Origin of the sequence: Achromobacter sp. EB05, from assembly GCF_044232075.1 — a bacterium.
Classification (GTDB): Bacteria; Pseudomonadota; Gammaproteobacteria; order Burkholderiales; family Burkholderiaceae_B; genus Achromobacter; species Achromobacter dolens.
This window is the reverse complement of the sequence record NZ_CP155917.1, coordinates 3,121,463-3,135,822: the sequence shown is the minus strand read 5'-3', so window position 1 is coordinate 3,135,822 and position 14,360 is coordinate 3,121,463. Positions and strand designations below refer to the sequence as shown.

The 14,360-nt window shown below is 70.0% G+C and carries 13 protein-coding genes; 2 read left to right on the top strand and 11 right to left on the bottom strand.

Annotated elements, in window-relative coordinates; genetic code table 11:
• Positions 1-888 (top strand): copper homeostasis membrane protein CopD, encoded by an 888-nt coding sequence (copD, locus tag AAID08_RS14380; RefSeq protein WP_395757789.1) that lies wholly within the window; start codon positions 1-3, stop codon positions 886-888.
• A gap of 37 nt (positions 889-925) precedes the next feature.
• On the opposite strand, the gene AAID08_RS14375 is transcribed toward copD, so the two are convergent.
• The 8 genes from AAID08_RS14375 to AAID08_RS14340 all read right to left on the bottom strand — a co-directional run bounded on the left by AAID08_RS14375 (position 926) and on the right by AAID08_RS14340 (position 9,968).
• Positions 926-2,386: a hypothetical protein gene (locus AAID08_RS14375; RefSeq protein ID WP_082401926.1), complete on the bottom strand. Its 1,461-nt coding sequence runs from the start codon at positions 2,384-2,386 to the stop codon at positions 926-928.
• A complete protein-coding gene (locus tag AAID08_RS14370; RefSeq protein ID WP_054502852.1) occupies positions 2,380-3,093 on the bottom strand; it encodes a glutamine amidotransferase in 714 nt (237 codons plus the stop codon). The genes AAID08_RS14375 and AAID08_RS14370 overlap by 7 nt, the downstream gene beginning before the upstream one ends.
• A 145-nt stretch (positions 3,094-3,238) precedes the next feature.
• Positions 3,239-4,615 carry an LLM class flavin-dependent oxidoreductase gene (locus tag AAID08_RS14365; RefSeq protein ID WP_175142289.1) on the bottom strand — a complete coding sequence of 459 codons (1,377 nt, stop codon included), beginning with the start codon at positions 4,613-4,615 and terminating at the stop codon, positions 3,239-3,241.
• 104 nt (positions 4,616-4,719) lie between these two features.
• Positions 4,720-5,586, bottom strand: coding sequence for an ABC transporter ATP-binding protein (locus AAID08_RS14360; RefSeq protein WP_064525120.1), 867 nt, complete (start codon positions 5,584-5,586; stop codon positions 4,720-4,722).
• Between the two features lie 18 nt (positions 5,587-5,604).
• Positions 5,605-6,429 (bottom strand): ABC transporter permease, encoded by an 825-nt coding sequence (locus AAID08_RS14355; RefSeq protein WP_395757788.1) that lies wholly within the window; start codon positions 6,427-6,429, stop codon positions 5,605-5,607.
• The gene (locus AAID08_RS14350; RefSeq protein ID WP_231132942.1) at positions 6,426-7,259 is read right to left on the bottom strand and encodes an ABC transporter permease; all 834 of its coding nucleotides are present in this window, start codon (positions 7,257-7,259) and stop codon (positions 6,426-6,428) included. Before AAID08_RS14350 ends, AAID08_RS14355 begins: the two co-directional genes overlap by 4 nt.
• A gap of 12 nt (positions 7,260-7,271) precedes the next feature.
• Positions 7,272-8,363 (bottom strand): ABC transporter substrate-binding protein, encoded by a 1,092-nt coding sequence (locus AAID08_RS14345; RefSeq protein WP_175167788.1) that lies wholly within the window; start codon positions 8,361-8,363, stop codon positions 7,272-7,274.
• 81 nt (positions 8,364-8,444) lie between these two features.
• On the bottom strand, positions 8,445-9,968 hold the full coding sequence (locus AAID08_RS14340) for an amidohydrolase family protein (protein ID WP_395757787.1): 1,524 nt from the start codon (positions 9,966-9,968) through the stop codon (positions 8,445-8,447).
• A gap of 238 nt (positions 9,969-10,206) precedes the next feature.
• Here AAID08_RS14340 and AAID08_RS14335 point away from each other — a divergent pair, with 238 nt between their 5' ends.
• Positions 10,207-11,535 (top strand): LLM class flavin-dependent oxidoreductase, encoded by a 1,329-nt coding sequence (locus tag AAID08_RS14335; RefSeq protein ID WP_395757786.1) that lies wholly within the window; start codon positions 10,207-10,209, stop codon positions 11,533-11,535.
• A 12-nt stretch (positions 11,536-11,547) separates the two neighbouring features.
• Here AAID08_RS14335 and cysW read toward each other — a convergent pair whose 3' ends face one another.
• From cysW to cysP, 3 genes are all read right to left on the bottom strand, one after another.
• Positions 11,548-12,375: a sulfate ABC transporter permease subunit CysW gene (cysW, locus tag AAID08_RS14330; RefSeq protein ID WP_064525132.1), complete on the bottom strand. Its 828-nt coding sequence runs from the start codon at positions 12,373-12,375 to the stop codon at positions 11,548-11,550.
• A gap of 3 nt (positions 12,376-12,378) precedes the next feature.
• A complete protein-coding gene (gene cysT, locus AAID08_RS14325) occupies positions 12,379-13,221 on the bottom strand; it encodes a sulfate ABC transporter permease subunit CysT (RefSeq protein WP_054430478.1) in 843 nt (280 codons plus the stop codon).
• A gap of 80 nt (positions 13,222-13,301) precedes the next feature.
• Positions 13,302-14,318 carry a thiosulfate ABC transporter substrate-binding protein CysP gene (cysP, locus tag AAID08_RS14320; protein ID WP_395757785.1) on the bottom strand — a complete coding sequence of 339 codons (1,017 nt, stop codon included), beginning with the start codon at positions 14,316-14,318 and terminating at the stop codon, positions 13,302-13,304.
• Positions 14,319-14,360: the final 42 nt, after the last annotated feature.

Here is a 14,360-nt window from a genome sequence, read left to right as displayed (position 1 = left end):
ATGACCCCGTTGTTGCTGGCGTTCGCGCTGTGCCGGGCCCTCGCCGCCGGCGCGGTGGCGGTGTTGTTCGGCGCTGGCGCGATGCTGGCCCTGGGCGGTTCGCCCCGCCTCGGGCTGGAGACGGAAGCCGCGCTGCGGCGCGCTTTCCGCCTGGCGGGGATCGTCGGCCTCGTCGCCACGCTGTGCCTGTTGCCGTTGCAGGCCGCCAGCATCGCCGGCGACTGGCACGCGATGTTCGATGAAGACATGCTCGACACCGTCATCCTGCAGACGCGCTACGGGCAGGTCTGGATCGTGCGGGCGCTGGCCGCGGCGGCGCTGCTGGGCGTGGTGCTCGGCTTGCGGCCCGGCAGCCCCAGCCTGATCGCCGGGGTCGCCGCGCTGGCGCTGGCGCCGCTGGCCCTGAGCGGCCATGCGGCGATGCACGAGGGCTGGTTGGGGTTGGCGCACGCGCTGAATGACTTCCTGCACGTGCTGGCGGCGGCGTTCTGGCTGGGATCGCTGCTGGTCTTCCTGCTGTGGCTGGCGGCTTGGCGGCGGCCGGCGTGGCGGCGGGACGCCACGCGGGCGCTGCTGCGGTTTTCGGCCTGGGGGCATGTGGCCGTGGCCGTGCTGCTGTTGAGCGGCGTCGCCAATGCGGCGCTGATTCTCGGCCCCGGGTTGCCCGACCCAGCCTCCGGATACGTGCAGGCGTTGATGGTCAAGGTGGCGCTGGCGCTGGCCATGACGGGCCTGGCGCTGTGCAACCGCTATCGCTGGATCGCGCGCATCCGGACACAACCCGTGATGGCGTTGCGCGCGATCCGGCGCAACACGCTGTGGGAGCTGGCGCTGGGCGCGTTGGTGCTGGCGGTGGCGGGCCTGCTGGGGCTGACGTCGCCGCACTAGCCTGCGCCCGCCACGTTGGCCGGGCGTGGCGTGCGGTTCAGCCCGCCAGCACCAGCAGCAGCGCCAGGCCCAGCAGGATGGCGAAGGCGCCCACCGCGAACGGCAGCAGTTGCGCGTAGACCGCGCGCTCCTGTCCGCGGCCGTGGGCCAGGCCGGCGGCGATCGACATGCGGATCGGCGAGAAGAATCCCATCGACGTACCCGACACGTGCAGCAGCGCGGCCGCCGCCGGCAGGCTCAGGCCGGCGTGCAGCGCCAGCGATAGCTGCGACGGCATGAACAGGCTGTTGGGCGCGTTGCCGCTGTTGGCCAGGATGCCGAAGGCGCCGGCCAGCAGCGGCGTCAGCAGCAGCGTCCAGTCCTGCAGGCTGCGGAACAACCCATCCGCGAAAGCCTGCGAAATGCCGGCGCCGGCCAGCACCTCGGCCATCATCGCGAACAGGAACACGGACAGCACTGCGTGCTTGCCGGTGTTCCAGGCGTGGCGCGCATTACCGGCCAGCAGGCCGGGCTGGCGGCGCAGCAGCGCCATCAGCAGCGCGCCGCCGATCAGCCAGCTCCCGGCGTGCAGGAAAGGCGCCCAGGCGGGCAGGTCGGGATAGGGCGCGATCCTGGCCAGCCGGGCCAGGGCCGGGTTCAGGCCTGGCGTCAGGCGCGTCACCACCAGGCAGGCGATCAGCACGATGTAGGGCAGGGCGCCGCGCGCCGCCGCGCGCAGCTCGGCGCGGCCGGGCCGGCGGTCGAGCACGAAACGCAGCACGATCAGCGGGCCATAGGCCGCCAGCAAGGCGGTCTCGGGCCCCAGCAGCGCCGTGGCCGCCGTCAGCAGCGCCAGGCAGGCCAGCATCCAGCCGGCCTCGCGGGCGCGCTCGTTGGCGGCGGCCGGCAGTCCGGCGCGGTTCGCGGTGCGCCAGAACAATGTCATCCAGACGATCATCAGCAGGGCCACCGGCACCATGCCGACCAGCGCCAGATGGGCTGCCGGCACGCGCGCATAGGCCGAGGCCAGCAGCGTGCCGCTGCCCATGGCGCCCCAGGGGATCAGGGTCTGGCTCAACAGCGCGAACACCATCAGCTCGCGCGGCTTGAAGCCGAGCGGCCGGATCAGCAGCACCGTGCCCAGCATGCCGACGCCGAAGCCGGTGGCCGACTCCGCGAAAGGGCCGATCAGGAAACAGGCGAAGAACAGCAGGCGGCGCCGCGCCAGCGGGTCGGCCGGCGCCAGCGCGTCACGCTGGCCGGGATCGCCGCGCGCGGCCATCTGCCAGAACAGCAGGCCGCCCAGGATGTAGGGAGTGATGATGGCGCCGATCCACAGGCCGCGCGCCAGGGCATGGCCCAGATGGCCCGCGCCGAAGACGCCGGGCGCGCTGAACAGGGCCACCGGCGCGGCCGCCAGCAGGCCCAGCACGGCGGCCAGGGTGGTGTTCAGGCGGCCGCTGGCGATGGCGGCAATGACGATCAGCGCCGGCAGCGACCACAGCAGATAGGTCAGCATGCCGCCGCGAAGCCGCGCAGGATCGATTGCGCGTGCGGGGTGGGCGCCAGGGCGGCGCGCAGCGCGGCGACGTCATGGCCGTCCGCCGCGAGCAGGCCCTGGCGCCGCGCCAGGCAGGCGTCCATCAGGCCGGCGGTGAATTCGGGGTGGAACTGCACCGACAGCGCGCGCGGGCCGTAACGCAGCACCTGGTGCGGATCGTGCGCCGTGCCGGCCAGCACCGTCGCGGTCGCGGGCGGCCGCAGCACGCTCTGCTCGTGCGTCAGGTGCGCCAGGAAACGGTCGGGCAGGCTCGCCAGCAGCGGATCGGCGGCCGCGGCGGGCAGGCGCTGAACCGTATGCAGGCCGATTTCGCGGCCGCGCGGGTGATAGTCGACCACGCCGCCGAACGCGTGCGCCATCAGTTGATGGCCATAGCAGATGCCTAGTAGCGGCAACTGCGCGGCCATGGCGTCGCGCAGCCATTGCGCGGTGCGCTCGCTCCACGGCTCGCGGTCGGTCACCATGGACCAGGAGCCGGTCAGCACCGCGCCGCGCAGCGAGGCGGGGTCGGGCAGCGCGTCGCTGGCGGCGGGATGCAGGACCGCCAGGGGGACGTCGATGCCGTCCAGGGCGGCGGCGACCCAGTCGGCCTGTTCGCCGTGGGTGGCGCGCAGGTCTTCGGGCGGACGGCCCATTTGCAGGATGGCGAGCGGTTTGTGCGGCATGTCGGTGGCGGAATCGGCGCGGGGTCCGGACGGACCCCGCGCCATGATGAGGCCAGCGCGGTCATTCATCAATATGAAAAACCGCCTATCTGCTATGAGCCAGGATGATATCGCCGGGCCGCCTGGCGTCCCGCCACGCCCGGCCTCAGGCGGAGGCGGCTTCCGCCTCGGCGACAGCGGCTTGCGCCGCCGCCACGGCCCGATGCGGCGGACGCGCCAGGCCGAGATGGTGGCGCAGCGTGGCGCCCTCATACTCACTGCGGAACAGGCCGCGGCGGCGCAGCTCCGGCAGCGCCAGTTCGATGAAGTCGTCCAGCCCGCCGGGCAGCCATGGCGACATGATGTTGAAGCCATCGGCGCCATCTTCCTCGAACCATTGCTGCAACTGATCGGCCACGCTCTGCGGCGTGCCGACCACCTGCTGGTGGCCGCGGGCGCCGGCGATGCGCAGGTACAGCTCGCGGATCGTCAGGTTGTCGCGCCGCGCCAGATCGATCAGCAACTGCTGGCGGCTCTTGCCGCCGTTGGTCTCGGGCAGGTCGGGCAGGGGCCCGTCGACCGGATACCCCGACAGGTCGAAGCCGCCGATCATGTTGGACAGCAACTGCACGCCGACCACCGGATGGATCAGGTCCTGCAGGCTCGCGAACTTGTCCTCGGCCTCGGCCTGGGTGCGGCCGATCACGGGAAAGATGCCGGGCATGATCTTGATATCGTCGGGATCGCGGCCGTACGCCACGGCGCGGCCCTTGATGTCGCGGTAGAACGCCTGGGCTTCGTCGAAGGTCTGGTGGGCCACGAAGATGACCTCGGCGGTGCGCGCCGCCAGGTCGCGGCCGGCGGGCGAGGCGCCGGCCTGCACCACCACCGGCCGGCCCTGCGGCGAACGCGACACGTTCAACGGCCCGCGCACCGAGAAATGCTCGCCGCGATGGCGCAGCGGATGCAGCTTGGCGGGGTCGAAGTACTGGCCGCTGGCCTTGTCGCGCAGGAAGGCGTCGTCCTCCCAACTGTCCCACAACCCCAGCACCACGTCGTGGAATTCGGCGGCGCGGGCGTAGCGGCGGGCGTGTTCCACGTGTTCGTCCAGGTTGAAGTTCTGCGCCTCGCCCTGGCCGCTGGAGGTCACCAGGTTCCAGCCCGAACGGCCGCCGCTGATGTGGTCGAGCGAGGCGAACTTGCGCGCCACGTGGTAGGGCTCGTTGTAGGTGGTGGAGACGGTGGCGATCAGGCCGATCTTCTCGGTCACGGCGGCCAGCGCCGACAGCAGCGTCAGCGGCTCGAAATGGTCGCTGCGCGCGGTGCGCGACAGCGATGGCAGGTCGGTGTTGCGCACGCCGACCGAGTCGGCCAGGAAGATGGCGTCGAACTTGGCGGCCTCGGCGCGCCGCGCCAGTTCGACGTAGTGGCGGAAGTTGACCGGCGCGTCGGCCTGGGCCTCGGGATGGCGCCAGGCGGCGATGTGGTGGCCGGTCTGCATCAGGAAGGCGCCGAGCTTGATCTGGCGCGAGGGGCGGGTCATGGGTTTCCCTCCAAAAGGAATGGCGGCCTCGCTCGGGCGGCGGCCGTCGGCAAGTGACGAAACAGGCGGTCAGGGCGCGACAAGTGGCGTGGCCGTCGCAGGCATCACCAGGCCATCCGCAGCGAGGCCAGCGACGGCAGCGCCGGCACGCCGCCGGCCGCCTCCGCGCCCAGCGGCGGGCTGTCGTCGGCGGGCGCGCCGTCCGGCTCCAGGAAGTCGGACAGCACGTCGTCGCGCAGGCGGATGAAGCGTGGATCGCTGCGGTTGCGGGCGTGCGCCAGCGGCACGTCGACGATGCGGCGGATGCGCCCCGGGCGCGGCTGCATGATCACCACCCGGTCGCCCAGGTAGACCGCTTCCTCGACATCGTGCGTCACCAGGAGCATGGTGATGCGCTCCTTCTGCCAGATGCGCTGCAACTCGGTCTGCAGCCGCGCCCGGGTCAGCGCGTCGAGCGCCCCGAAGGGTTCGTCCAGCAGCAGCACGCGCGGCCGGTTGACCAGGCCGCGCGCGATCGCCACGCGCTGCGCCATGCCGCCCGAGATCTGGTGGGGATACGACTGCTCGAAGCCCTCCAGCCCCACCAGGGCGATGTGCTCGGCCACCCGGTCGCGCTTTTCGTTGTTGGAAATCGCCGCGTTCCGCAGGCCCACGGCGATGTTCTGCGCCACCGTCAGCCACGGGAACAGGCGGTGGTCCTGGAACACGATGCCGCGTTCCGGCCCGGTGCCGCGCACCGGCTCGCCGCCCAGCGTGATGGCGCCCTCGAAGCTGTCGTCCAGCCCCAGGATCAGGCGCAGCAGGGTGGACTTGCCGCAGCCGCTGGCGCCTACGATGGAAACGAACTGGCCTGCGGGGATGTCCAGGTCCACGCCCGTGAGCACCTGCAGCACGCCGCCCTCGGCCTGGGCGCTGGGATAACGCTTGCCGACCGCCTGCAGCGACAGGTCCAGCGAAGTAGGTTGAGTCATGCCTGAGTTTTCCTGCGGTTATTGGTCCTGCCCGTGCAGGCGCGCGAGCCGCCGTTCGGCCACGCGGGCCAGGGCATTCATGAGCCAGCCGATCACCCCGACCACGAACATGCCGAAGATCACCAGGTCCATCTGGAAATGTTCGCTGCCCTCGATCAGCAGGTTGCCGATGCCGACACCCGCCACCAGCAGGTATTCGGCGCCGATGGTGGCCAGCCAGGAATAGATCAGCGCCAGGTAGACGCCGGTGAAGATGGCCGGCGCGGCGGCTGGCAGCACCACCTGGGCGAAGGTCTGCCAGCGGCTGTAGCCGTAGACCCGCGCCACCTCCAGCAACTTGGGCGGCGCGTTGCGCACGCCATCGCAGGTGTTGACCACCACCGGCACCAGCGCCGCCAGCGACAGGAACACCACCTTGGCGGTGTCGCCCAGCCCGAACCACACCGAGATCAGCGGAATCCAGGCGAACAGCGAGATCTGTTTGAAGGTGTTGAAGCTCGGCCCCACCAGCCGGTTGAACAGCGGCGACAGGCCCAGCAGCACCCCCAGCAGCAGGCCCGAGACCGTGCCGATGGCGAATCCGGTCAGCTCGCGCGCCAGGCTGGCGCCCAGTGCGCGCCACAGCTTGCCGCCGACGATCTGGTCGGCGGCGGTGGCCAGCACCTTGCCGGGCGACACCAGCAGGGCCGAGTTCACCAGGTCGGCGCGGGCCAGCAGCCACCACAGCGCGATGGCGGCCACCGGCAGCACCAGGCCGCGCCAGCGGCCGCCGCCGCGCACGGCCAGCGGTTGCGCCAGCGCCAGTTCGGCCGCGTCGCGCGAGGCAGGCGTGGGCGCGTTCATGGCCGCACCTGTACGTTGGCGGCGCCGCGGCGGCCGTGGATCAGGCGCGTCTCGGTCCAGTCGAGCAGCCGGTCGATGGCGTAACCGATGGCGCCCACCACGATCACCGCGGCCATCACCAGGTCGAGCTGGAACAGTTGGCGGCCATAGACGATCAGGTAGCCCAGGCCCTCGCTGGAGGCCACCAGCTCGACCACCACCAGCGACAGCCAGGCCTTGGTGAAGCCCAGCCGCAGGCCGGTGAAGAGCGTCGGCAGGGCCAGCGGCACCACCACCTCCAGCACTTCCTGGCGCCGGCTGTAGCCATAGACCCGCGCCACTTCGCGCAGCGCCGGACTGGCCTGGCGAAAGCCCTGCAAGGTATTGAGCGTGACGGGCACCAGCGCCGCCTTGGCGATCAGGATGTACTTGAGCGGTTCGCCGATGCCGACGATCAGCAGCACGAACGGCAGCCAGGCCAGCACCGGGATCTGCACCAGCGCGTTGAAGGTCGGCAGCACGTAGGCCTCGAGCCGGCGAGACAGGCCCATCGCCGTGCCCAGCAGCAGCCCCAGCAGGCTGCCCAGGGCAAAGCCGACCAGCACCCGTTGCAGGCTGGCGCGGGTGTTCAGCCACAGGTCGCCGCTGGTCGCCAGGTCGCGCAGGGTGTCCCAGACGAAGGCGGGCGGCGGCAGCACCTGCGGCGAGATCCAGCCCTGGCTGGCGCCAGTCTGCCACAGCGTCAGCAGCGCCAGCGGCAGCAGCCAGGGCGCGGCGGTCCAGGCCGCCTGGCGCGCCCAGGCCGGCGCCGGGGCCAGGCGCGGCAGGGCGTGATGAGAAAGAGAGGCCATGGCGCGGTCCCGTCAGCGCGCAGCCTGCGCCGGGCCCGATACCGGCTTGCCGGCGGCGTCGAACGCGGTCCAGTAGCGCTCCAGCCCCTGGGCCTTGAGCGCATTCTGCAGATAGCGCGGATCGAACCAGCCGTCCAGCGAGACCTCGCGGCGGATCAGCTTGAGCTTGGCGGCGTCGGCCACCACCGCCTTGTAGCGGGCGATGATGAAGTCGTCGATCAGCGGCGAGTTGCGCGAGGCCAGGTCCTGTTTGTCGAACTCGGCCTGCCACGAGGCGTAGGGCACGCCGCTCTTTTCCCAGATCTTGAAGAGGGCGTCGCGGTTCTTCTCGTCGGACGACCACTGCGCGGCGCGCACGAACACGTCCACCACCTTCTGCACCTGGGCGGGATTCTCGCGCTCGAAGTCCTCGCGCACCAGCAGCGAGGCCTGGCGGGTGTAGGCGGGATCCTGGCCCTGGGTGCTGTAGATGACCTTGGCCAGGCCCTGGTCGCGCACCTTGAACCATTCGTAGCCGCCGAAGGCCGCGTCCACGCCGTTGGACACCAGCGCCGCCTGGGCGCTGCCGGCATCCAGGTTGACGCCCTTGATGTCGCGCTCGGCCAGGCCATGCGCGGCCAGCACGTTGATCGCCACCAGGTGGCCGTTGGTGCCGCGGAAGATCGACACCTTGCGGTCCTTCAGGTCCTCGATGGACTTGAGCGGGGAGTTCGGCGGCGTCACCAGGTACAGGTTGTTGCGCGCGCCGCTGACCAGCAGCAGCTTGGTCTTCAGGCCGTTGGCGCGGCCCACCACCTGCGGCAGGTCGCCCTGGTAGGCGAAGTCGATCTGCTTGTTCGACAGCGCCTCGTTGACGGCCGGGCCGGCGCCCTTGAAGAACAGCCACTCGACCTTGACGCCGTCGGCGGCGAAGGCCTGTTCCAGCCACTGGTTGACGCGCACCACGCCGCCGGGCGAGCCGCCCCAGGTGATCGGGTCGCCGCCGCCGGCCGTGGCCACGCCGACGCGGATCACGTCGGCGGCCCGGGCGCTGCCGCCCCACGCCGCCAGGGCCACCAGGCCCAGCGCGGCAACGCGTTTACTCAGGATCGTCAATGACTTCATGGAAAGACTCATTCAGGAAAGGATCGGGCAACCGGCCGGCATCACGCCACCCGGCGGTCTGGCAAACAGCGGCGGGCGGGATCAGGCGGCCGCGCGCGCGGGCGCGGCGGCGAGCTTGCGCTCGATGGCGGTGCCCTGGAAGAAGGCCGGATTGGCCTCGGTATAGAAGCGGTAGGGGTTGCCGAACACCAGCGCCTTGAAGTCCTGCGCGCTGATCACGCCCTGTTCGACCAGGTCCCAGCTTTCGGCCAGCGGCGCGGTCAGGTCGGGCACGTCCCAGTGGCCGATGTCCGAGGACCAGATGGCGTTGATCTTCACGCCGAGCGGATTGACCTTGTCGTTGAAGGCCGCCGCCACGGTGCGGTCGTCGGATTCCGAGCCGAAGTAGAAGCTGTCGACCCAGCGCTTGCGGATGTCCTCGACCGACTCGATGCCGGCGGCGGCGAAGTCGTCCAGTTCGTCCGGATGCGGGTCGCGGCTGTGCGGCAGGGCCGAGATGCCCAGGCTGTCGCGCAGCAACTGCTGCGGGTCGATGTCGCGGCCCCGGATGAAATCGGCGCCGTAGCGCTGGAACAGCTCGTGCAGCAGCGCCACGTCGGCGTTGGCCGGGTTGTAGTTCTGCACCGCGGCGCGGTTGCGCTTTTCCCAGCGGTCCACCAGGTGGGTGTAGACGTGCGAGCCCCAGTCGGCGCCGCCTTCCAGCAGCGCCACGCGCAGGTTCGGAAAGCGCCGCGTGACGCCGCCGAAGAACAGCGCCTTGGCGAAGGCCTGCGAGCCATCGGCGAAGTGGCCGATGTGGTTGAACATGTAGTTGCTGATGGAATGGCGCCCGGTCCAGCCCTGGCTGCCGTAGTGCGTGGTGACCGGCACGCCCAGCTCGACCACCTTGGCCCAGAACGGGTCGTAGTCGTACTCGCTGTCGATGCCGTAGAAGTCGATGTAGCTGGCGTGTTTCGAGATCTCGGGATGGTCGGCGGCGGGATACTTGCGCGCGATCGCCTTGATCGGCCGCTTCACGCCGCCGGCGATGTTGATGACTTTCAGGCCCAGCGTCTTGACCGCGAACTCCAGTTCCTCGATGCCTTCCTGCGGCGTGTTCAGCGGAATGCCGGCCACCGGCGTCAGGTGGTCGCTGTACTTGCGGTACTGGTCGGCATGGAAGTGGTTGATGGCGCGGTGCAGCGGCTGGCGGAACTCGTCGCCCGCGGCCAGCGGCGCCAGGACGTCATTGGGGAACAGCACGGAGTAGTCCGCGCCTTGCTCGGCCAGGCGCTCGTTGAGCAGCTCGGGCAGGGTGTAGGTGGCCAGGTCCAGCGTGTTGCGCGTGACCCGCGCCCACCAGGGCGAGCGCAGGGTGCGGTTGTCCTGGCGCTCGGCCGGCGTCTGCTGGTACCAGTCCTTGCCGCCGCTCTTGGTGGCGAAGCGCGAACCCAGCGCCTTGCGCAGCGCATCCACCAGCTTGCCGCCGCCGTAGTGCTGGACATAGTCCTCCAGGACCGGCGCGTAATCGTTGACGTGCACGTCGGTGTCGATCACCGGGAAATCCAGGGTCGCCTTGACGGCGGCGGACCGTGACGCGTGGCTCGGGTGCAAAGGCTGGTTCATGCTGGCGCTCTCCGTGGGTCATGTCGCGAGGCGCAGGGGAAGGTCCCTGCTTGCCCGGCAAACATTACGGGAGCGCCGCGCGGCGACCAACGAAGGATTGGTTGTTTAGTTGTGCGTCATGACCAAATAACCGGCGCGCGCTCGACGCGCCGGCTTATAGCCATATAGCGCCAGGTTGGTTCGCCTGGCCGTCGGGGCGCGCTATCTTTTTCGTTTCGGCGAAAACAGGGTTCTTGTCATGCCAGCGCAACGTCAACTCAAGCTGGGCGCGTTCATGCGCCCCGTCAGCATCCACACCGGCGCCTGGCGCTACCCCGGCGCCCAGCGCGACGCCAATTTCAACTTCGAGCACCTCAAGCGCTACGCCCAGGCGCTGGAGCGGGCGCGCTTCGACGCGTTCTTCATGGCGGATCACCTGGCGCTGCTGAACATGCCGATCGAGGCGCTCAAGCGCAGCCATACCGCCACTTCGTTCGAGCCGTTCACGCTGCTGTCCGCGTTGAGCCAGGTGACCGAGCGGCTGGGGCTGGTGGCGACCGCGTCGACCACCTTCGATGAACCGTTCCACGTGGCGCGGCGCTTCGCCTCGCTCGACCACCTGAGCCAGGGGCGCGCCGGCTGGAACATCGTGACCACCTCCAATCCCGACGCCGCGCTCAATTTCGGCCGCACCGAACAGCCCGACCATGCCCGGCGTTATGCCCGCGCCCGCGAGTTCTACGACGTGGTCACGGGCCTGTGGGACAGTTGGGCCGACGACGCCTTCATCCGCGACGCCGACAGCGGCATCTATTTCGACCCGGCGCGCCTGCGCACGCTGGATCACCGCGGCGAACACCTGTCGGTGCGCGGACCGCTGCACATCGCGCGGCCGGTGCAGGGCTGGCCGGTGATCGTGCAGGCGGGCGCCTCCGAGCCCGGCCGGCAACTGGCGGCGGAGACCGCCGAGGTGGTATTCGCCGCCTCTGCCACGCTGGAGGAAGGGCAACGCTTCTATGCCGACGTCAAGGGCCGCATGGACGGGCTGGGGCGCGACCGCGACCATCTCAAGATCCTGCCCGGCGTGCTGGTGGTGGTGGGCGAGACCGATGACCAGGCGCGGGCCATCCGCGCGCGCCTGGACAGCCTGGTGCACTACGAAAGCGCGATCGCCTCGCTGTCGGTCGCGCTGGGGTGCGACGCCTCGCGCTTCGATCCGGACGCGCCGCTGCCGCCGTTGCCCGAGACCAACGCCAGCAAGAGCAGCCAGGAACGCGTGCTGCGCCTGGCCGAGCGCGAATCGCTCACGGTGCGTCAACTGGCGCAGCGCCTGGGCGGCTATGGCGGGCTGGCGATGGTCGGCACCGCCGCGCGCATCGCCGACCAGATGCAGGAATGGCTGGAGACCGAGGCATCCGACGGCTTCAACGTCATGTTCCCGTGGTTGCCGGGCGGCCTGGACGCTTTCGTCGGCCAGGTCGTGCCGGAACTGCAGCGGCGCGGCATCTTCCGGCGCGAGTACGAGGGCCGCACCCTGCGCGAGAACCTGGGGCTGCCGCGTCCGGCCAACCGCCATTTCACGCCGTGACGGGCGCCGCGGTCAGTGCGTCGGCGCGGGACGGGCCGCGCCCCGGCGCCGCTCCATATAGGTCTTGACCACCAGTGTCAGCAGCGCCATGCAGGCCAGCAGCGCCGCCGCCGTGAAGGCGGCAACGGTCTTGTAGTCATCGTTGAGCTGTTCGATCAGCAGCGGCAGCGTCAGCGTCTTGCCCCGGATGGCGCCGGCCACCACCGACACCGCGCCGAACTCGCCGACCGCGCGCGCATTGGTGATGACCGCGCCGTACAGCAGGCCCCACTTGATGTTGGGCAGCGTTACGCGGCGGAAGATCTGCCAGCCGCTGGCGCCCAGCGTCAGCGCGGCCAGTTCCTCTTCCTGGCCTTGCGCCTGCATCAGCGGAATCAGCAGGCGCGCGACGAACGGCGAGGTCACGAACACCGTCACCATCAGGATGCCGGGCCAGGCGAACATCAGTTGCACGCCGTGGCCGCTGAGCCAGCGGCCGAAGATGCCTTCCAGGCCGTACACCACCAGGTAGCACAGGCCCGCCACCACCGGCGAGGTGGCGTAGGGAATGTCGACCAGCGCCACCAGCAGGCGGCGGCCGCGGAAATCGTAGCGCGTCACGCACCAGGCCAGCAGCACGCCGAACACCAGGTTGACGGGCACGCTGACCACTGCGGCCAGCAAGGTCAGGCCGATGGCGGCGCGCATGTCGCTGGCGCCCAGGTTCTGCAGCAGGGCGTCGAAGCCGCCGGCGATCACCCGGGCGAAGATCAGGGCCAGCGGCAAGGCCAGCAACAGCAGGGCGGCGAGCAGGCCGGCGCCGATCAGCAGGCGGCGCGGCCAGGGGGAAGGGCGCGTCATGGCTCAGATTCCCGGCACGCGCTGCCACGGCAGCAGGCGGCCCTGCAGCACCTGCAGGGCGAACAGCAGCAGCAGGGAGGCCGCCAGCACCACGGTCGCGATGGCGGCGGCGGCGGGGTAGTTGTATTCGGCCAGGCGGCTGAAGATCATCAACGACGTCACCTCGGTCTTGTAGGGAATGTTGCCGGCGATCATGACCACCGCGCCGAATTCGCCCAGGCTGCGGATGAAGGCCTGCGAGCCGCCGGTGAACAGGGCCGGCACCAGCGCCGGCAGCAGGATGCGCCAGGCGGTCTGGCCCGGGCTGGCGCCGAGCGTGCGGGCGGCTTCCTCGTATTCGGCCCCGATGTCGGCCAGCACCGGCTGCACCGAGCGCACCACGAACGGCAGGCTGGTGAAGATCATGGCGATCACCAGGCCCGGGAATGCATACGAAATCTTGATGCCCAGCGGCGCGAACCATTGGCCGACCCAGCCGCCCGGCGCCAGCAGCACCGACAGGGTCAGCCCGGCCACGGCCGTGGGCAGCGCGAATGGCAGGTCGATGGCGGCGTCCAGCAGGGCCCGCCCGGGGAAGCGGTAGCGCACCAGGATCCAGGCCAGCAACAGGCCGATGACCAGCACCACGGCGGTCGAATAGAACGCCGCCAGCAGCGTGACGCGGTAGCTGGCGAGCACGCGCGGGTCGGTGACGGCCTGCCAGTACTGGCCCCAGCTCATCTGGCTGCTGTAGAGCGGCAGGGCCGACAGCGGCAACAGGATCACGAGCGTGATGAACAGGCTGCTGACGCCGAAACTGAGGCCGAAGCCGGGCAGGACGGGATGCTGCCGGAAGAACGTGGACATGCGGACCTGAACGTAAAAACGCCAGCCACCCTCGCGGGCGGCCGGCTGACGAGACGGAAGGCGGGGATCGACGCGGCGCGTCAGCGGCCGGCGCCCAGCAGTTGGTCGAGCACGCCGTTGGCGGCGAAGTGGGTCTTGGTGATCTGGTCCCACGAGCCCAGCACGTCCTGCGGATTGATCAGCCGGATCGACGGAAAGCGGCTGGCCGCGGCCTTGACCGCCTCGGGGTCATGCACCCGGTAGTTGAAATCGGTCAGCAGCTTCTGGATGGCGGGCGAGTACTGGAATTGCAGATAGGCCTCGGCGACCTTGCGCGTGCCTTTCTCGTCGGCGACCTTGTCGACCACCGCCACCGGGAACTCCGCCAGCACGCTGACCGGCGGCACCACCACCTCGAAGCCCTGCGCCTTGAACTCGTCGCCCTTGGCGATGTTGTTGACCTCGGATTCGAAGGTCAGCAGCGCGTCGCCCTGGTTGTTCTGGGCAAACGCCACGGTCGCGCCGCGGCCGCCGGTGGGAAAGCTCTCCACGTTCTTGAGCAGCTTGCCGACGAAGGCGCGGGTCTGCGCGTCGTCGCCCTTGAACTTCTCGTTGGCGTAGAGCCAGGCGCCCAGGTACGAGTAGCGCGCGTTGCCCGAGGTCTTGGGATTCGGGAACACCAGCTTGACGTCGTCGCGCACCAGGTCGTCCCAGGTCTTGATGTTCTTGGGATTGCCCTTGCGCACCAGGAAGGCGATGGTGCTGTAGTAGGGCGAGCTGTTGTTGGCGAACTTCTTCTGCCAGTCGGCGGCCAGCAGCTTGTTCTGCGCCAGAATGTCGACGTCGGGCACCTGGTTGAAGGTCACCACGTCGGCCTTCAGGCCCTGGATGATCGACTGCGCCTGGCGCGAGGTGCCGGCGAACGACTGTTCGATCGTGACGTCCTGCCCGGTCCTGGCCTTCCAGTCGGCCTGGAATTTCGGATTGATGGCGGCGAACAGTTCGCGCGCGATGTCATAGGACGTGTTGAGCAGGGCCTGGGGCGCTTGCTGGGCTTGGGCGGCGCTGGCGGCCAGCGCCGTCAGCATCAGGGCCGAGGCGAGCAGTCGTTTGAGCAAAGGGCTTCTCCGGATGAAAGACGCTACGCGGGAAACCCGCGG